At 44.5% G+C, this 19,840-nt stretch carries 15 protein-coding genes and 2 pseudogenes; 12 read left to right on the plus strand and 5 right to left on the minus strand.

What is annotated here, in order from left to right:
* The first annotated feature begins 62 nt into the window (after positions 1-62).
* The gene (locus V6N89_RS04220) at positions 63-1,334 is read left to right on the plus strand and encodes an inorganic phosphate transporter (protein ID WP_346993449.1); all 1,272 of its coding nucleotides are present in this window, start codon (positions 63-65) and stop codon (positions 1,332-1,334) included.
* A 125-nt stretch (positions 1,335-1,459) separates the two neighbouring features.
* Here the strand turns inward: V6N89_RS04220 and V6N89_RS04225 are convergent, their stop codons facing one another.
* On the minus strand, positions 1,460-2,437 hold the full coding sequence (locus tag V6N89_RS04225; RefSeq protein WP_346993450.1) for a universal stress protein: 978 nt from the start codon (positions 2,435-2,437) through the stop codon (positions 1,460-1,462).
* A gap of 225 nt (positions 2,438-2,662) precedes the next feature.
* Here V6N89_RS04225 and V6N89_RS04230 point away from each other — a divergent pair.
* The 4 genes and pseudogenes from V6N89_RS04230 to V6N89_RS04245 all read left to right on the plus strand — a co-directional run bounded on the left by V6N89_RS04230 (position 2,663) and on the right by V6N89_RS04245 (position 6,053).
* Positions 2,663-3,572, plus strand: a pseudogene (locus V6N89_RS04230) (LysR substrate-binding domain-containing protein).
* Positions 3,573-3,792: 220 nt separating this feature from the next.
* The gene (locus V6N89_RS04235) at positions 3,793-4,326 is read left to right on the plus strand and encodes an RNA polymerase sigma factor (RefSeq protein WP_338516481.1); all 534 of its coding nucleotides are present in this window, start codon (positions 3,793-3,795) and stop codon (positions 4,324-4,326) included.
* A complete protein-coding gene (locus V6N89_RS04240; protein ID WP_338516482.1) occupies positions 4,323-5,069 on the plus strand; it encodes an anti-sigma factor family protein in 747 nt (248 codons plus the stop codon). Before V6N89_RS04235 ends, V6N89_RS04240 begins: the two co-directional genes overlap by 4 nt.
* A gap of 93 nt (positions 5,070-5,162) precedes the next feature.
* The gene (locus V6N89_RS04245) at positions 5,163-6,053 is read left to right on the plus strand and encodes a hypothetical protein (RefSeq protein WP_338516483.1); all 891 of its coding nucleotides are present in this window, start codon (positions 5,163-5,165) and stop codon (positions 6,051-6,053) included.
* Positions 6,054-6,064: 11 nt separating this feature from the next.
* Here the strand turns inward: V6N89_RS04245 and V6N89_RS04250 are convergent, their stop codons facing one another.
* The 3 genes from V6N89_RS04250 to V6N89_RS04260 form a co-directional block, all read right to left on the minus strand.
* Positions 6,065-6,571 carry a hypothetical protein gene (locus V6N89_RS04250; protein WP_338516484.1) on the minus strand — a complete coding sequence of 169 codons (507 nt, stop codon included), beginning with the start codon at positions 6,569-6,571 and terminating at the stop codon, positions 6,065-6,067.
* A gap of 48 nt (positions 6,572-6,619) precedes the next feature.
* Complete coding sequence (trhA, locus tag V6N89_RS04255) at positions 6,620-7,306, minus strand: PAQR family membrane homeostasis protein TrhA (RefSeq protein WP_338516485.1); 687 nt, start codon at positions 7,304-7,306, stop codon at positions 6,620-6,622.
* 138 nt (positions 7,307-7,444) lie between these two features.
* A complete protein-coding gene (locus V6N89_RS04260; RefSeq protein ID WP_338516486.1) occupies positions 7,445-7,897 on the minus strand; it encodes a MarR family winged helix-turn-helix transcriptional regulator in 453 nt (150 codons plus the stop codon).
* 169 nt (positions 7,898-8,066) lie between these two features.
* Between V6N89_RS04260 and V6N89_RS04265 the strand changes: the two genes are divergently transcribed.
* The 3 genes from V6N89_RS04265 (at position 8,067) to V6N89_RS04275 (ending at position 11,649) form a co-directional block, all read left to right on the plus strand.
* Positions 8,067-8,495, plus strand: a complete 429-nt coding sequence (locus tag V6N89_RS04265) for an organic hydroperoxide resistance protein (protein WP_338516487.1) — start codon at positions 8,067-8,069, stop codon at positions 8,493-8,495.
* 64 nt (positions 8,496-8,559) lie between these two features.
* A complete protein-coding gene (locus tag V6N89_RS04270; RefSeq protein WP_346993451.1) occupies positions 8,560-10,491 on the plus strand; it encodes a M1 family metallopeptidase in 1,932 nt (643 codons plus the stop codon).
* Between the two features lie 375 nt (positions 10,492-10,866).
* Entirely contained in the window at positions 10,867-11,649 is a 783-nt protein-coding gene (locus V6N89_RS04275) for a trypsin-like serine protease (protein ID WP_346993452.1), read from the plus strand.
* A 110-nt stretch (positions 11,650-11,759) separates the two neighbouring features.
* On the opposite strand, the gene V6N89_RS04280 is transcribed toward V6N89_RS04275, so the two are convergent.
* Entirely contained in the window at positions 11,760-12,359 is a 600-nt protein-coding gene (locus V6N89_RS04280) for a YigZ family protein (RefSeq protein ID WP_338516489.1), read from the minus strand.
* A 168-nt stretch (positions 12,360-12,527) separates the two neighbouring features.
* On the opposite strand from V6N89_RS04280, the gene V6N89_RS04285 reads away from it, so the two are divergent.
* The 4 genes and pseudogenes from V6N89_RS04285 to V6N89_RS04300 all read left to right on the plus strand — a co-directional run bounded on the left by V6N89_RS04285 (position 12,528) and on the right by V6N89_RS04300 (position 19,829).
* Positions 12,528-13,772 (plus strand): TMEM143 family protein, encoded by a 1,245-nt coding sequence (locus V6N89_RS04285; RefSeq protein ID WP_338516490.1) that lies wholly within the window; start codon positions 12,528-12,530, stop codon positions 13,770-13,772.
* Between the two features lie 255 nt (positions 13,773-14,027).
* Complete coding sequence (locus V6N89_RS04290; protein ID WP_159623839.1) at positions 14,028-14,351, plus strand: DUF3718 domain-containing protein; 324 nt, start codon at positions 14,028-14,030, stop codon at positions 14,349-14,351.
* Between the two features lie 296 nt (positions 14,352-14,647).
* Positions 14,648-15,903 (plus strand): annotated as a pseudogene (sbcD, locus tag V6N89_RS04295) (exonuclease subunit SbcD); the annotation flags it as partial.
* Positions 15,904-16,091: 188 nt separating this feature from the next.
* Positions 16,092-19,829, plus strand: a complete 3,738-nt coding sequence (locus V6N89_RS04300) for an AAA family ATPase (RefSeq protein ID WP_346993453.1) — start codon at positions 16,092-16,094, stop codon at positions 19,827-19,829.
* The last annotated feature ends 11 nt before the right edge of the window (positions 19,830-19,840 follow it).

The following is a 19,840-nucleotide window of genomic DNA, read 5'->3' on the forward strand; positions in this document are numbered from 1 at the left end:
ACCATGCTACGTACTCATGTAGCATCCAGCCTAAATCGCGTTTAGATCGGGAGCGATTATCCGTGGAATTTTTTGAAAGTTACGGCCTAATTCTTATTCTTCTTGCCGTCGGCGTGGGATTCGTCATGGCATGGGGTATTGGAGCGAATGACGTTGCCAACGCAATGGGCACGTCTGTAGGTTCTAAAGCTTTAACTATTAAACAAGCAATCATCATCGCTATGATATTCGAGTTTGCTGGCGCCTACCTTGCAGGTGGGGAAGTAACCTCGACGATTCGAAAAGGAATTATCGACTCTACTTACTTTACTGACATACCTGAATACTTGGTATTGGGTATGATCTCGTCGTTGTTCGCCGCCGGTATTTGGCTGGCAGTGGCGTCTTGGCTTGGATGGCCAGTATCTACGACTCACTCAATCATTGGGGCTATCATTGGTTTCACAGCCATAGGTGTGAGTATGGACGCCGTGGCATGGGATAAAGTGGGTGGTATTGTGGGAAGCTGGATTGTCACGCCCGCGATATCAGGTGTCATTGCCTATCTCATTTTTATGAGTGCACACAAACTTATTTTTCAAACCCAATCTCCGTTCGAAAATGCAAAGCGTTATGTACCGTTTTACATGGCTTTGGCTGGTTTCGTTATGTCACTGGTTACCATTAAAAAAGGTCTTAAGCACGTAGGTTTAGAACTCAGTGCGGTGAATGGTTATTTGCTTGCTGTTGCCATCGCGGTGCTTTTGGCGCTGGTAGGCAAGTGGTTTATTGGCCGCATGCGTTTTAGCGGTTCTGAAGATGCAGACTTACAAGCCGCAAACGTTGAAAAAGTTTTCGCACTGCTTATGGTAGTTACCGCGTGCTGTATGGCATTTGCTCATGGCTCGAACGATGTAGCTAATGCCATTGGTCCACTTGCTGCGGTAGTAAGTGTGGTTAGTAGCGGTGGTGAAATTAATTCAAGTGCAACGCTTGCACCTTGGATCTTACCCCTAGGTGGTCTAGGTATTGTTGCTGGCCTTGCACTATTTGGTCATCGCGTAATTAAAACCATCGGACAAGGCATTACGCATTTAACGCCTAGCCGCGGATTTGCCGCAGAACTAGCCGCAGCATGCACAGTCGTAATTGCGTCGGGCACAGGCCTTCCTATTTCAACTACACAAACGCTAGTTGGTGCGGTGTTAGGTGTTGGCCTTGCGCGTGGCGTATCGGCACTTAACCTTGGTATTGTCAGAAATATCGTAGTGTCGTGGATTGTAACGCTACCAGCAGGCGCCATACTTTCAATTATCTTCTTCTTCATATTGAAAGCATCGTTTGGCGTAGCATAAGGCAGAGCTAAAAAAACACCGCCCAGGTTAACCCTTGGCGGTGTTTTTGTTTGTAAATCGGGGTGATAACTTGGGGCAATATCTGCTTATTCGCGATCACGCCTGTCGCATGCGAGTACCGATTTTCATGCCAAGGTAATTGGTGTTTCAAATCCTCTTGGTTTAACACCCACAACGGCACACTTCACTTGATGTATTGTTTCTTCGGCTGTTCCACCCATAATAAAACCTGGCACACCTAATCGCGCTACGGTTCCCATTACAATAATGTCGGTATCTAAAGAGGTTGTCGTTGCCGCGATTTCACGTCTCGGATAACCATGTACAATATGTTTTTGTGGTTTAAGGTAATCAAGTACATTTTCATCAAGTTCGTCGTCTAACTCAGCAAGCAATGTATCTAATTCTTGTTCACGTTCATTATGAATTTTTGCAAGGTCGGCTTCCATTCTATCGTCATCGACAGTAATAAATCCGTCTCTTGCTATATTTTCGGGCACGGCGTCAAATACATGCACGATATGCAGTTGGGCAAACTCCAGCAACGCAATTTGGGTCGCATGGCGCAATACATCGCGGTTCAAATCGCGTCTTATCGCCACCTCGTGTTCAGGATAGTGGTAATTTAGGTCGAGCGCCGCCACAACGTTTTTGTATTGACTTCGGGGACGGTGATTAATGATCCACACCGGACACGGGCATTTTCTGAAAAAGCGCATGTCCAGGCTGCCAAAAAGCCGGTCTAGAAAACTTTCTTCAGCGCGCTTTATTACCAGGTCAATGTCGTTATGTAATACATATCTGACGACATCAATAAGTGGTTGGCCCACGGTCACCTGAGTACTAAGTGGATAGTGTTTCCCCCAATTTTCAGATTGCTCTTTTAGCCAATGGTTGGCCTGAGTTTCCATCGTTTGCTGTGAATCGATATAAGAAAATGACTCCATCACCATACTTGCATTGGGAGGAAGTGCTTCAAGCGATAGCATAATGGTTAACGAAGCTTGATGTGCTTTTGCGATATGGATGGCTTGCGCCACGGTGTCATCTTGTCGGTGTGAGTCCGTTAATACACATAGAATATTTCGATAATGACCTTTCATAACGCCCTCTGTGGCAAAAAAGAAAGTGGATAAAAGTAAAGATGCGTAGGTAGACCTCACACCTTTTTTAATCCTAACCCTACTTTTTTTAGTTTCCAGCCAAAAACCAAGTAACCGTTTATGCGTATTACGTCTCTCAACAATATTGCGCTGGGTATGTTGTAATCATTATGTTAGATTAAACCATTACTTTTTAATTTGTTTTTATTCAACAGTGAGAAGCCTATGAAGTGGCCAAATCTAAAGCATTTGCATTATCTAGTTACGCTTCATCAAGAACAGCATTTCCACAGAGCAGCACAGCGCTGCAATGTGAGTCAGTCAACATTGAGCACTGCAATTCAGAATCTTGAAGAACACTTTGGTAGTCAACTTTTAGAGCGCGAGCACAAAACATTTGTATTTACTTCGCTTGGCTTAGATATCGTAGAGCGCAGTAAGGTGCTATTACAAGAGGCTGGCGAGCTTGTTGAGTATGCACAAAATGCTTAGTAATTGGCAGCGAGGCACGCTAAAGCTGGGTGTTATTCCTACCATTGCACCGTTTCTTTTTGAGGGCATGATGGGAGCTTTCTCTGCCTTTTTGCCAGAAATTAATTTGGAAATGCAGGAAGACACAACGGAAAAGCTGTTACAGCAGCTTACTGACGGTCGCTTAGACCTACTGATTTTGGCATTGCCAATGGATACACCTGGCTGCAAACAAATGGTGCTGGGTCACGACCCTTTTCATCTTATTGCCCATGAGGAGATGGCGGAAAAATTACCTAATCCTGTGGATATTTCTACGCTTCCTAAAAAGAGTATTTTTTTGCTTCAGCAGGAACACTGCATGACGGGACACGCAGTGAGTGCCTGTAACCTGCAGCATAGCGATCAAATTAGTAAGGTTGCTGCAAGTAGTCTGTATACCCTTGTGCAATTAGCAAACAGCAAAATGGGGTACACCTTTTTACCAGAGCTTGCGCTAAATCAGTCAATACTAGAACATACCGGCTTAAAAAGTTATCCCGCCGAAGAGCAAGGGTTTAGAGAAATTGGTTTAGTGTGGCGATCAGGTACCACACGTATGCAGCTGTTTCGTCGCATTGGAGAAATAATATCCCCTTTATTGCCTATTCCAACGCTGAAATAGCCTACACAAACTTACTCTCAACGTGCGGTGCGCAGAAATACGCACCGCTTCTGATCCCTTTCGTTAGTGTCAATTCCGCCCGTTTTCTGCAAATGGAAATAGCCATATTTCATCTATCTCGGCCACAATTTTAAAAAATACGAAAAAAGACAAACTTTTTTGCCAACACCTTCGACTTAATGATTAAGTTAAACAAATAGAACACAAAACGGGGAACACCGTGTTTACAAAACGAGATGAAAAGCTCGTGGAACAGGCATTAAAAGGAAACAAGAAAGCGTGGTTTACGCTTATTTCTCGGTATGAGTCTGCGATGTACCAATATGGGCTTCGTATGACGGGAAATAGTCATGATGCCGCAGATTTAATGCAGGAGATATTTATCTCTGTGTTTCGCAGCCTCGCGTGCTTTAAAGGCGAAGGTAGCTTCAAAAGTTGGCTGTATCGCATAGCGCACTGCCGCTGTGTGGAGCTTTACAGAAAGCGCAGGCCGCATGCTGATATTGACGATGTTCCTGATGCCGTTAGTGAAGTGCCATGTCCAGAAATGCAGCTGAACAGCGATCATGAAAGTCGTGCACTGACGCAAGCCATGCAAACGTTGAGCTTAAGTCAAAAAACTGTAGTGGAGTTGAAGTTTTTCGGACATTTTACATTTGAAGAAATTGCCCAGCAGATGGATATATCAACAAACACTGCTAAGTCACGATTATATGCAGCATTGGCAAAGTTAAAGTTGGAGTTAGAACCATGACTTTACAAGAAAAAGAGGCGCTATTGGCCGCCTTCATTGACGGTAAATTAACAGCGCAGCAGCAGGAAGCTTTTGATGCGCTTTTGAATACTGATAGCGAATTTGCCGACCGTGTCGAAAACAGCAAAATGCTCAATGCGTTTGCAGAAAATTTTGCAGCGCCACCCGTACCACAATGGAATAAAGAGGCGACGTTTTTCAACGGTAATAAGAGGGAACGGAGCGCTCGTTGGTTTTCTTTATCGGGTATGGCCATGGCGATGTCCGCGTGTGCAATGGTCGTTGTATTGAGCGGCGCACAGCTTTCATTTAGTGACAATGGCATCGCGCTTACCTTCTCACGTGCTGTTGATGATGAAAATGTCGATGCAATTGTGGCGAAGAAGGTCGCAGAAGCCCTTGGTGAACAGCGAGAGTATTATCAGCAGGCAAATCAATCACTGTTTAAAGAATACGCGCAGGCTTTATCTACTCAGCAGCAGCAAAGTAGTGCTGAGCTGACCCAGTATTTGTTGGCTTCAAGCCGAGAGGAACGCAAAGAAGATTTCGCTGAATTGCTCAAGTTTATAAATGACCAGCGTATCGATGATCAGCGATTCTACGCGAGACAATTCAGCAGGCTCCAAGACGAAATTGATGATATTGAAATTGGGTACAGCGCAGTGCTAATGCCCAACAACGCAGATGGAGGCCAATCAGCTGGCTATCCAACTAATGACTCAGCTAACAATCCACAGCCTTAGTTAAAAGACTAACGCTTTTGATAATACATGCAGGTGAAACTATGAAACGCTTACTTACAGCATTGTTACTTTGCACAGCTCAGTAACCTAGCCTTGGCGCAAAGTTCAGAGAAATACGACGACTTAGCTAACGAACTTGAAATAATGTCTGGGGTACTAAAAACTTCTCTACGCCAAAATGTTAACTCAGAGAACTGGCGCGTCAGCAATATCGAAACCAGTTATCTTGCCGGACAAGGTGCTTTGTTTACGCTATCAGTGCGAGGACAAAGTGGAAATTGGATTAGGGATATTGAGAACATGGTAGAAGGTTTCGTGGTAATGACGCCGCCAGCACCACCTGAGCCTCCGACGCCTAATTTAACGGGTTCAATTGATGATATTGAGAATATTGTGTTTGAAAGTGCACGGGAGTGGGAAGCGTATGCCGATGCGACCAGCACGCGGTTTGCACAAGCTTTCTCAGAAAGCCATGAACGAGCTCGTGACTTGCGTTCAATGCAAAGAGAGATTGCATGGGAAGCGAGAGAGGCTGAACGTGAACTACGCGATATTACTTTTGAACTTCGCCATGCCGATGAAGAGAGAAAAAAGGAGCTATTGGCAGAGAAAGAGATGTCCCAGCAAAAACTAGCCAAAGTTGAAGCCCAAGCAAAATCAATGAAAGAAGAGCTTAAAGCGTTAGAGAAAGAGCAGGAAAAAAAGGTGGCTGAGCGCAAAGAAAAACAGCTTCAAGCGTATAAAAGCTTTCTGGCGGGTTTTGAGGTGGGGATGAGCGATACACTCTGTCGCTTTGGTTCTGGTTTACGTGGTCTACCAGACAGCGAGCATATAAGCGTTGTATTAAAAGATTTTGATACAGACAGCAATAATAAACGCAAAGACAGAATTTACGTCTTTACTCGTACTGACATCGTTAAATGTGTCCAAGAAAAGATAGACGCAAACAAGCTACTTGCTAATGCAGACGTATATAGCTTTTAATTGAACGGTAGTTAAACTCTTGGGGCAGTGTGACCTAGTTCCGCTGCCCATGCTAATTCTGAACGCAACAAGTTATTTGCTGCATTGGCGCCAAAACTATGCAGCGCGCCATAAGCGCTGTTAGAGGGAACGCGGCAGTAATGGCATAGTGCGTAGAACAACAAGCTGCATCTATGTTGAGAGCCATCACAGTGCAAATAAATTCGAGCGCCTTCCGTTAACATTTGTGAGAGTTCATGCAAATACTGGTGTAAATGTACATCCTCAGTAGGCGATTTTGCAGAAGGGTGTAAGAAAGGTACCCACAGCCATTCTAAACCTGCAGCCAACGCCCCATCTCGAATTCTAGGCGCATCTTCTTCGCTGGTTTGTACCGTTGCCAAATGGGTAACACCCAAGTCTTTTAAACGCGGATATACATCATCGGTAGGCTTTTTTCCTAAACATATCTTCCCAGCACGCAGTGAAAACCAGGCTATTTGGGGCTGTTGAATTGATGTGTTTTGTGATGATTCCACCAAGCAATACTCACTTCTTAAGTCTTCAAAAGGTGATTATTCAAGCATTCACACTACATAATAGTAGATAGAGAAGTAATGACAGCTGCAGCCACCTATTACAAACAAATGCCATATGGCGTGAGTGTACTTTACTTTCTTGGCAACGTAAAAACATACGCCCACACTAAAACACAGGCCGCCAGCTACCAATAGCCATAGTCCTGCCCCCGGTAAAGCCATGTACAGCGGGTAGATAAGCCCTAATGCTATCCAGCCCATCAACAAATACGTCATGACAGAGACTTTAGGGAAGCGATGTTGTGCAATGAGCTTGAACGCGACGCCTGCAATGGCTAAGGACCAAATTATCGCGGTCATGGTAATGCCAAGTACACCTCCGATGGATACAAGCAGTAAAGGTGTGTAAGTGCCTGCTATCAATAAATATATTGCACTGTGGTCAAAAAGCTTAAGCCAGCCTTTTGTTTTTTGGTGTGATATAGCGTGGTAGAGCGTAGAGCTTAGGAACATCAATATTAAGGTTGAGCCATAAATGGCAGCGGTGGTCATTTCTAACGCATTGTCTGCTCGATAAAGCATAAACACCAAGCCCACAATGGCAGCGACAAAACCAAGTCCATGACTAATACTGTTAAGCCACTCCTCTAACACAGAGTAAGCCTTAGCGGGAATTTGCTTCGCTTTTTCTTTGGCGGCGTTGGCGCCTTCCGTCAAAGTATTTGAAGTGATCATACGTGCTCCACTGGTTTTGCTAAGCGTTGTAATGGCGATGTCACCATAAGTAACATTGCTTTTTAGCGAACACTTGTTCGCTCAATGGCCTAATAATAGCAAACTCAACACAGAATGCGATGACAAAGCGGTGACAATTTACTGGTTAGTATCTGTTTCAGAGCGCGCAAAGCAACCGCCTAATTTATCTAACAAGTCGCGCAGCGTTCGGCTTTCCTCTGCACTCATGCCCTGTAGTTTGCACAGCATTTGCGTAGGAACCTCTTCGGCAACCGCTTTTTTGGCTTTACCGTCATTGGTAAGTCGTACCTTACGCACGCGTTTGTCCGCGTCGTCTTTAACCACATTCAAAAAGCCCTTAGATTCAAGCTTTTTCAAAATTAGTGACATGGCTCCGCCATCGATATCAGTGACGTCCAACAAATCCGCAATAGTAATATCGTCATTTTCCCATAGTGCCATGAGCGTAACGTACTGAGGGTAGGTTACATCGAGGGTTTTCAGCAAAGGTCGATAGGCTCGGGTAAAAGCATTCGACAAGGTATAAAACCGATGGCAAAGCTGGTTTTCTAACTTTAATAATTCTGACACGGCAATGGCTCTCTTAACGATACATTTTATATTTTGCATACAAAGTACTTGATCTTCAAGTCGGGATGATGGTAATTTATTTTGCATGCAAAGTATTTATTGTGTTGATCTAACGCAGCGAAACGCGCGGAAGAAAAAACACAGCGTTATTTAATCAAAGGAGAGCGTTATGCACACACTTCAACAAGTCGTATATACAGGTACTGCAACGGCAACTGGTGGTCGTGAGGGGACTGCTTCATCAAGTGATGGCAAATTGTCACTACAACTTTCTACACCAAAAGAGCTTGGCGGTGCTTATGGTGAAGGTACTAACCCAGAGCAAATGTTTGCAGCAGGATACTCGGCATGTTTCATTGGTGCCTTAAAACACGTTGCAGCATCACAAAAGATAAAATTAGCCGATGACATTAGCGTAACGGGCGACGTATCAATTGGGCCAATCGAAGTAGGCTTTGCTATTGCAGTGAAGCTAACAGTAGATTTAGGTGACATGGACAAAGCGCAAGCTCAAACGCTGGTAGATACTGCGCACCAAGTATGTCCTTACTCGAATGCTACTCGTGGCAACATTGAAGTTGATATTTCACTAGCCTAGTATTCGCGTGATTTCTAAAGGCTTGATAATATAGCGCATGTAATCACTACCTTTAGGAAGCCATATGAATAAATACGGATTGCTGGCAGCGTGTGTTAGCCTGCCAGCACTTTTCGCATGCAGCGAAAGCAGCGACGTCGCATCTCAAGTGCAAACAGCAGATAAAAGTGACGTTCAACAAACAACTAATGCAGCTGAAAGTACCGCACAAGCACAGGCTAATATTGCCTCTGGTGTCGATTATCACTCGTTTGCCAATCCCACAGAGGTTCGCGTAAAACACTTGAGTCTTGACCTTACGGCAGACTTTAATACTAAACAGCTTATTGGCGAAGTAACGTTAGACGTTGAGCGCGCTGAGCCCAGTAATAATATCCTAATACTTGATACGCGAGCTCTCGACATAAAACGGGTAACGGCAGAAGGTAGTGACATTGCCTTTAAAATGGGTGACGTCGACGAAGATTTAGGTACACCGCTGTCAATTACGCTTCCTGACAATGTAGATAGCGTGACCGTTTCTTATGCGACATCACCAGAGGCGTCAGGCGTGCAGTGGCTAACACCAGCTCAAACGGCGGGCAAGCAGCATCCTTTCTTATTTACCCAAGCACAAGCCGTGCATGCGCGTAGTTTTATTCCACTTCAAGACTCACCGCAAGTACGCGTTACTTATGATGCCACTATAAGAACGCCGAAATCGTTATTGGCTGTAATGAGTGCTTCAAATGATCCAACAACAGAGCGCGACGGTGAGTACGAATTCACTATGCCTCAGCCTATTCCGTCATACCTTATTGCGTTAGCTATTGGTGACCTAGAGTTTAAAGCTATGGGCGAGCGCACAGGCGTGTACGCTGAGCCCGCATTATTAGAGAGTGCGGCAAAAGAATTCGAAGATACGGAAGCCATGCTAGAAGTGACCGAAGAAACATATGGTCCATACCAATGGGATCGCTACGATCTTTTAATTCTTCCTCCTTCTTTCCCATTTGGTGGTATGGAAAACCCACGTTTGTCGTTTATCACCCCAACCGTTATCGCTGGTGATAAGAGCCTAGTATCGTTGATTGCACATGAACTTGCACACAGCTGGTCAGGCAATACTGTAACCAACGCGACGTGGCGCGACCTGTGGTTAAACGAAGGCTTCACCACTTATCTAACCTATCGCATTATGGAAATGATCTATGGTCATGATCGCTTCAAAAAAGAAGCGGTACTGGGGTATCAAGACTTACAAAATGATGTTGCTGCGCTAGACGCCAACGATGAGATACTGGCAATCGACCTACGCGGCCGTAATCCAGACGACGTATTTTCAAATATTCCTTACGAAAAAGGCGCGTTGTTCTTACGTGAAATTGAGCACAAGATTGGTCGCGAAAACTTTGATGCATTCCTAATGCAATACTTTAAAGACTTCGCATTCAAAAGCATTACAACCGACACCTTTATCACTTACTTAGAAGATACGTTGCTAAAACAGTATCCTGATAAGCTGGATGCCGAGCGTATCAATACCTGGATATTTGAACCGGGTATTCCAGAAGGTGCGCCAAAGCCAGAATCAGATGCCTTTGTAAACATCGACACCACGCGAAATGCATGGCTAGTAGGTGAAGTAGAAGCGGCTGATATTGATACTGCGAAGTGGACAGTGCATGAATGGTTGTATTTCCTTAACAACATGCCGCAGTCACTAAGTGCGGAGCAGCTTGCAGAACTTGATGTTGCATTTTCACTCACGTCAACGCAAAACAATGAAATAGCGCACAGCTGGCTTATGATTGCGGTTGAGAACAACTACCAACCTGCCTTTGAACGTTTGTATAGCTACTTAGTGACTATTGGTCGCAATAAGTTGGTTAAGCCGCTTTATAGCGAACTGTCAAAAACACCTGAAGGTAAAGCCTTTGCAAAACGTGCGTTTGAAGAAGCGAAGCCGGGCTATCATCCACTGACGGTGAAAGCCAACGAGGGTTACGTTAAGTAACAAGACATGTACGAATAGTAAATACGACAAGTAAAAAAGCAGCCACATGGCTGCTTTTCTACTTTAAGAGACATCTACATTTTCAACAACAAAGTCCAAGCATAGCTGGCCTCCTCTGATGGAACAAAACTCATCACTGTGCTTAGAGTAGATGTCTTTAGTTTTCTCGTGCTAGAGCGGCAATCTTGTGAGTATGCCGAACAGATATGAACTATAGATTTGTGTTTAGAGGTAGCATCATTGTTTAATTTTGTTCTTTGGATTACAGTTGTAATCAAATTTGCTATAAGCGACCATAAATGCATTCTTAGATAGCAATCAAAGATAAGACATTAGGAATGCTTTTGATTAGTCTCAAGAATACATGGAGAGATTATGAGATACCTGTTACTACTTCTTTGTTGTTTACCTTCTTTCGCGTGCGCCATCGTAGTTAGGCATGATGTATCAGATGAAAAGTACAAGGTTCAAAAAAATACTATTCCTCAATTGGCCACTTTTTACTTTGATGGAGCACACGGGACTCTTATTGCGCCTTCGTGGATAATCACAGCAGCTCACGCGACTTTTTGTGTTAGCCCCAATTCGACTATTTTGATTAATGAAAATCTGGTTACTGTAGAAAAGGTATTTATCCATAAAGATTATCAAGCGGGAAAAAGTCACGATATCGCCCTTATTAAGTTAAGAGAACCAGTAGCGGATGTCATTCCATTCGCTATCAATACAGACTCAAACGAACTAGATAAAAATCTTTGGTTTATCGGTATCGGAGGCACAGGAAACGGACTAACTGGGCAGACTGTAGACAACTATGAAAACAAAGGGCAAATGCGAAAAGCTCAAAATAGCGTTACGTATGCAAAAGGACCTCTTTTAAAATTTGTCTTTGACAAGGGGAGCGAGGCATTGCCCCTAGAGGGTGTTTCCGGTAGTGGTGATAGCGGCGGCCCTGCGTATAGGTTGAAAGATAAATTAGGTGTTGTTTACGGCATCAGTTCAAGAGTCGAGGGTGGTGATATCGGCACATATGGAGTTAAGGAAGTGTATAGCCGAACTTCATATTTCGCGTCTTGGATTCAACAAATTATCAGCGGTGCGAATACCAAAGATTTTTCACACGAAAGACTACAACAATTGCTTGACGGGTTTAACTGAAGACATTCTGCCGCGAGTTTGTGAAGACATAAGCATTGACGAGAGCGATATATAACAAGTGCTCACGTCGTTCTTTTCAATGACTGAAAATTTAAGTATTACCTGTAATATCAGCGCGACGACTTTACACTCATCGCGACAGGTGCCATGTGCGCTTTAAATCCTGTTATTTCGGTGGCTGGAAGTTTTACGTGCATATCTACACAGTGTGAATAATCGCACTGTGCAATCTCGCCAGTCGCCTGTTCCACCAAGTGGCGAACAAATTGTTCATGCTTAAAATCAACCTCAACAAACACATCTTCTAAGCTAACTTCTTGGCGCACCTCTAATTCGTCAATGGCTTGTTGTGCAGCGGCTGAATAGGCTCGTATTAATCCGCCTGCACCCAGTTTAATGCCACCAAAGTAACGTGTGACAATAATCATAATGTCGCCAATGTCTTTGTGTTGTAGCACATTAAGAATAGGCTTCCCCGCAGTGCCGCTCGGTTCACCGTCATCGGCCATCGCTGCACTAGTGGGCATACTAGGGCTGCCAAATACATAGGCCCAACAATGGTGGCGTGCGTCCGGGTATTGTTGTTTAACGCTGTCTAACAGCGCCATGGCGCTTTCGCGAGAATTAGCAAAGGCAGCAAAAGCAATAAACTTGCTTTTCTTAATTTCGTACAGGGTTTCAACCTGATTGACGGGAACGGGATAACTCATCGGCGCAGTATACCAAATCGTGATGCACATAAAATGATGAATATCTATGAAGTGAGAGGGCTTATACCTTAGACGTAAAGCGGGAACTGAAACTTGAGTTCAGTCTAACTTTGCTGTACCACATTGCTATAACCTCATTTGTTAATGCTCGGGAATAAGAAAAATACAATGACGCGAGAACGCTACATTCCTTTTAGAAAGCAAGACGTTATTACATTATGCGAAGACCTGATTGATTGGCCAGATACAGAGAATGCCAATCAATTCGACACGTTCGCAAAGCTTTTGGTGAGCCGTATTCATTACGATTATCACAATCGATTAGAACACCTTAAAGATAACTATGCGCTGTTTGATCCCAACCGTGATACTCGGGTGATAGGTCAGATAACTCATACTGACTTACAGGCAAGCAAACAGGCGTTTTCATCGGGCTTTGCCGAACTGCTCGACGCTGCAAATTTTGAGAAAGTCACTGACGAAGACCTAAGAGAAGCGCTTAATGAAGAGTCGTTATTTAAAGTGCGCTTAGAAGTGCAGTTTGACGATTTTGAAGATGTTGTATTTTACCGACGTGGAGAGTCAGTTAGAACCGAAACACTCCGTCAGTGGTGGGGGCTGAGAAAAAGAAAAATTGAGTTTACGCACTACGACCGTGTAGCGGTATATATTACGTTTAAAGACGCAGATTACTTTAATCAAAACAATCGAAAATCACTCACTTTTACGCCCGGTTCAACCATAGTGAAGCTTTTTCAGAACGTCCCAAAGGCAGACTTGGAAATGCTGTTTCCCAACAGCGAAGTGCGCATGAGACCGCTAGATAAGCTGATTATTGGCGCATCGGCGGCAGTAGGAGGCACGGTAGTATTGGTTACTAAGCTTGGTGCATCGCTTATTTTAATGGCGTCTGTAGTGGCGTTTTGGCTAGGGTTAAGAGATGAAGAAGTCACGCTTACTACGCAAAGTTTAATGACCTTTGGTATTGGTATGGGCGTCTTCGGAAGCTTTGTTTTCAAAGAGTGGACAAAGTTTAAAAACAGAAAGATTCGCTTTATGAAAGCCTTGTCTGACAATCTCTATTTTAAAAATCTTGATAACAACGCGGGCGTTTTTCACACCCTTATCGATGCTGCAGAAGAAGAGGATTGTAAAGAGGCGCTGTTGGCGTACTCTTTTTTACTTAACTTCGGTAGCGCGGGCATTAGCGCAGAGGAACTCGACGAGAAAATTGAGCACTGGTTTATGCAGCAGCACCAATGCGTACTCGATTTCGACGTGGCCGATGCCCTTAACAAACTTGTGCGTATGAATATTATTTCGCAATCAAGCGACATATTTAAAGCAAAACCATTGGGTGAGGCTTGCGCAATACTCGACGATTATTGGGATAATATCTATCAAAGTACGTAGCAAGTTCACGTTCATTGCAAAGGCGAAAAAATGTAGTGGTCAAAATCGCTAAATGTTAGTTAATAACGTATTTTGATGGTTTTTGGCACAGAGTGATGTTGGCTTTGTTTTTGGTGTTTTTTATTTAAGTTGTTGAATTATTTGGGTAATTAAAAGTTGGCGCGGTCATTGAAATAGACTGAGTAAGTTTAGCAAATTGCACACAAGTGCATTCACTAAACATTACTCAATGTCATCCAATAAGGAAATCGTGCTATGAAAACGCTTGTAAAATCTATCGCTACTGTTGCAATTGCTACTATGTTCACTGGTGCTGCTATGGCCTCTACACAAATTGAGGCAGCAGATGACTCTGTTACTTCAAATCTTTGTGTTGCTGCAGCTACGGGTAATAAATGGAAATTGCATAAAGAGCTTAAACTGTCTGCTGTTGATAAGCAGTATGTTGCCAGCGAAATGACGTGTAACGGCATGTCTGTTGCTGAATTTGTTGACCAATACGGTGCAAACAGTGAAGCAATTAAAAAGTACCTAAATATTGAAAGCCAGGCTATTGCTAACGTTTCTTACAGCAAATAAGTTGGCGTTTCGTAACCTTGCCCATTCACCAGCAGTCATCGTGAATGGGCAATGGCTTGCTCAATATAGCGCACATCATTTTCAATAAAGATGTAAGTGCCACTAAGATCCCAAATTTTAAAACCCAAGCTTCAAACCTCAAACATCAATTCCCAAACTCTAATTCAAAAACCATACATCTTAATGTCATTAGGTCGTTGTCACACAAATAGAAAATCTCTATAGTTCATACAGGCAAGGCATTAACCGTCTTGATGCGCTAATTCTCTACACTACATTCCTGGTTTCTCTGCTACATGAAAATACTGCACACGTCAGATTGGCACCTTGGCCAAAGCTTTTTTACCAAAAGCCGAAAGAACGAACACGCGGCCTTTTTAAAATGGCTTATTAATGAAGTTGAAACGCACAGTGTTGATGCACTTATAGTAGCAGGCGATGTGTTTGATACGGGCACACCGCCAAGTTATGCCCGCGAGCTATACCATGAATTTATTGGTGCGCTGCAAACAAAGAAATGTACGCTGATTGTACTGGGTGGAAATCACGATTCCGTATCTGTACTTAACGAAAGCAAAGCGTTGCTGAAATACTTAAACAGCCACGTTATCGCCAGTACCTTTGGTGATGCCGACGACCAGGTTATTGCGCTAAAAGACGGCCAGAATAATTGCGGCGCCATCTTGTGTGCGGTGCCGTTTATTCGTCCTCGTGATGTCATTATAAGTAGCGCAGGGCAAGATGCCGTTGAAAAACGCCAAGCGTTGGGTGATGCCATAAAACAACATTACGCCACTTTGTTCCAAAAGGCATTGTCGCTGCGCGAAACTAGTTTAAGCGCAAGTGACAAACCTATCCCTATTATTGCCACGGGACATTTAACCGCACTTGGCGTAAGCCAGTCAGAAAGTGTTCGCGATATTTACATTGGCACGTTAGAAGGTTTTGACGCATCGGGCTTTCCGCTTAAGCAGATTACATTGCGTTAGGTCATATTCATCGACCACAAAAAGTGGCCGGGAAAGCACATATTCGCTACTCTGGCTCGCCAATTCCCCTAAGTTTTGATGAGCTTAATACGCAAAAGCAAGTTGTGCTGGTGGATTTTGATAGTGATGAAAACGGCCCCGAGATAACCACAATATCGGTGCCTCGTTTTCAGGCTATGCAAGTCATAAAGGGCGACCTTGCCACCATAGAGCAAAAAATTACCACGTCTGACGACATTGCCAACGCCAGTGAAGCGCAGCCAGTATGGCTGTGTATTGAGGTTGAAACTCAAGACTACCTGACGGACTTACAGCAACGCATTCAGCAAATGCTAGACGGTAAGCATGCTGAAATTTTGCAGCTTAAGCGGGTAAGAAAACAGCAAGCAAAGCGCTTATCTGAAAAGCAGAATGTGCAGCTTAGCGAGCTGTCAGTCACTGAGGTGTTCGAAGCACGACTTGAGCTTGAAAATTTTGACGATGCGCCTGAGCGCATGTCGCGAATATCCAACTTATTTGCTGACGCTGTTGAGTTGGTCAACACCAATCAAGAAGACCTTGATGGTCAGCAAGGCGTTCAAACGAGTGCGCCTAGCGAGATGCCAAAAGCATCGTCACACGACGCGCCAAAAGAGGCCCTCGAAAAAGAAATAAAACACCCTGAAGACAAAACGCCAGAAGATAAATCACCAGAAGATACAGTGAGTGTACATCAAGCCTCGTTGTTCTTTGATGAGACGGAGGATAAAGCATGAGGATCCTCAATTTACGTCTTAAAAACCTAAACGCCCTTAAAGGCGAGTGGAAAATTGATTTCACGCAATCGCCTTTTGTAGACAATGGTTTATTTGCTATTACCGGGCCCACTGGTGCGGGAAAAACCACTTTGCTCGACGCAATCTGTCTGGCTCTTTACCACCAAACGCCGCGCCTAGGGGCGATTTCTGTGTCGAATAACGACATTATGACCCGCGGTACTGCCGAGTGTTTGGCTGAGGTGGAATTTGATATTAAGGGCAAAGCGTACCGCGCGTTTTGGAGTATGCGACGAGCAAGAGGCAAAGCCGATGGCAATTTGCAAAGTGCCGATGTAGAACTTGCCGAAGTTGAATCAGGTAAAGTGCTAGCTACACAAGTGCGACCCAAAAGTGACGAAATCGAGCGCTTAACCGGGCTTAACTTTGCGCGCTTTACAAAATCGATGATGCTGTCTCAAGGAGACTTCGCTGCATTTTTAAATGCTAATGAAGGTGATAGGGCTGAGCTACTTGAAGAGCTTACCGGTACAGAGATTTACGGCCAAATATCACAAGCTGTGCATCAACAATTTACAGAGGCCAAGCAAACCAAAAAAGAATTTTCGCTTAAATTGGAGGGTGTAACCCTACTTAGCGAAGAGCAAGTGACAGCCCTTGAGCAGCAGCTTAGTGAAGTACAAGTGAGTGTGAACGCGCTGAATACAGATATTGAGTATTTACAGCAACAAAAGCACTGGCAACAAGCGTTACAAGAAAGCAAAAACGCAGTAAACATGGCAAAGCACGACAAAGCCGACGCTGATGCAGCAATAAGCGAAGCTAAAGATGAGCTCGATAGTTTAAGACGCAGTGAACCTGCCGAAGCGCTTAGGGTGCCTTATGTAAGCATGCAAACACTCAAACTAGATGTAGAAAGTTATCAAACGCGTCTGCATGAAAAAACAGCGCTGTTGCCAGATGTGCAGCAACAGAAACAACAAGCTGCCCAACGTGCTGAACAGGCCCATGCTGCGCTTAATAATGCAAAGTCGCAAAGTAGCGCACTGGAGCAGCGCATTACAAACGATGTTCTACCTATCGATAATGAACTTGGTCATAGTGAAAAAGCGCTACGTCATCACCGTGAATCTATTAAAACGCTTACCCATGAATTAAGCGCGCTAGAGCAACAAAAAACGCAGCGAGAGTATGATGTAGCAAGTCAAAAGCGTGAGCAAGAAACGCTGTCTAGTTACCTTAACGCGAACGCAAGCCTAGGCGCTATGGCTGAACACATTAGCGGGTGGCATGAAAGCGCAGGGCATATTGCCAATGAATATCAAACAATTTCAGTGTTGGCTCAAAAGCATGAAGCCGATACCCATAGCTTAGCCGAGCTTAAAGCAAAGCAGCAGCGCATTGAGCAATCTGTTGCAGCGCTTAGCACGCAGTGTGAAAAGGAACAGCAACACCTCGCACAATGCCAGCAAGCGCTTGATGCATTATTAGTTAACGGTGATAAAGCGGTACTGACGCAGGAGCGTGATAGCAAACTAGCGCAGTGGAACAATTTGCTTCAGCTAGAGCATTTACAGCAACAATATAGTGATGTGGAAGGTCAGCTTGGTGAGTTGACGTCGCAAAAAAATGCGCAACATGAAACTCTTTTACAGCAGCAGGCTGAGCGAAACCACCTTGTCGAATTGTACAAGCAAACCAGAACTGAGCTTAAAGATATTGAAGCACTTATCGCACTTGACGCTGAAGTGGCTCAGCTGCGCGCGCAGCTTAAAGCCGACGAACCGTGCCCTGTTTGTGGCGCAAACGAGCACCCTTTATCAAGCGTAGCGATTGATATACCAGAGACCATTACGCGCCGTGATGCCCTTAAGCAAAAACTAGAAAGCATTGAACTAGAAGGTGCCAAAGCTAAAGAGAGTGTTACTAACGCAGAGCTCACACTTGCGCAAATTGAAAAGCAGTGCGGCCAACTTACCGCGTTTAAGGAATCGCTTACCGCCAAATGGCATGGCTTTACTGAGGAACTCATCGCTGCCTTTGCGTCGTTTAACGAGACGCTACCCGCGCTTAATATTGTAGACAAAAAGGGCCTGTCAGATTCAGTGGCCCAGTTTAAAGCGCGAGGCGAGGCAATAAAAGCGCAGCTTGAGAGCATTGCTCAAGCGGAAGCCGCCTTAACCAGCGCAACGTCTACCGTGACGAGCACAAACAATACCTTGTTAAGTAAAACCAATGAAAAGCAGTTGATTGAACAACAGGTCACTTCGCTACAGCAACAAATGAACAATGACAGCGAGGCGTTGGAGAAAAAGCAGCGTGAGCTCGATACCCGCACTCAGACGGTATTAACACGCATAGCTGAATTGCTAGAACAGGCGCCAGAACGAGAAAAAGAACAAGCACCCAGCGCACAAAGCCTTGAGCAGTGGCTGGCTGATAAGGCTGAAGCCCTTAAAACCTACAAGCAAAACAAACAACAATTCGAAGTATTAACACCGCATATCACTGACTTTAATAATAAAGTTATCGAGCTAAAACGCGATATTGAGAGTGTATCAAAGCAATTAAAACAAGCGAACGATGAGAGCGCTAAAGTAGCTGAAACCATACCTACGCTTAAACAAAAACGAGACACCTTGTTTCCAGAGAAAGACATTGATGCACAACGAGCGCAGGCAAGTAATGCAATAGCAAAAGCGGAATCTACTCTGCAAGACACCACGCAGCAATTGCATACCGCCGATACACGAGTGTCTACACTAGAAGCTGAAATTGCGCAGCTAATCGAGCAATTAAAAGAGAAGCAAGCTGCGTGTGAACAGGCCAATGCGCTATTTATCGAAAAACTGTCAGCAAGCCCGTTTGATGATGAAAAGGCCTTTTCCGCTGCATTGCTTAACGATGATGAACGCAAACGGCTTGTCAGTATAGAAAAAACACTTGTCGAAAAACACAGCCAAGCGCAACTGCGCTTATCCAATGCTGAAGACGCATTGAACAAGCTGCTATCTCATGAGAATGCAAAATCGTGGCAAGCAATTCTCAATGATAAGGGCACTATGTGGGTGTCAGGCGCACTTACAGATAAAATGGCGCAAAAAGATACGCTGCTTTCACAGCAAGGACAGGTAGAGCAGCAGGTTAGGACAAACAACCAAGCACGCGAGAAGCAGCAGCAGTTGGTCAGCGAAATGGCGTCGTTTGAAACCTACTACGATGACATTACCTATTTGCACTCGTTAATTGGTTCGGCAAACGGTGACAAATTCAGGCGCTTTGCGCAAGGCTTAACACTAGATAATTTGGTGCAGTTAGCGAATCAGCAGCTCGACAAGTTACACGGTCGCTACCAGCTTATTCGCAAGGAAAACGAGGGGCTTGGATTGAGTGTGCTGGATACGTGGCAGGGCGACGTTGTGCGTGATACCAAAACCTTATCAGGCGGCGAAAGCTTTTTGGTGAGCTTAGCGCTTGCATTAGCGCTCTCTGATTTGGTGAGTCACAAGACCAGTATCGACTCACTATTTTTAGATGAAGGCTTTGGCACATTGGATGCTGAAACACTGGATGTGGCGCTTGATGCGCTGGACAACTTAAACGCCAGCGGCAAAATGATCGGCGTGATCAGTCATATCGAAGCCATGAAAGAACGCATTCCTACTCAGCTAAAAGTGATCAAGCGTAACGGCGTTGGGTTAAGTGCGTTAGAAAAACAATACGCGGTGGGGTGAGCATTAAGACT

The organism is Alteromonas gracilis (assembly GCF_036870955.2).
GTDB lineage: Bacteria > Pseudomonadota > Gammaproteobacteria > Enterobacterales > Alteromonadaceae > Alteromonas > Alteromonas gracilis_A.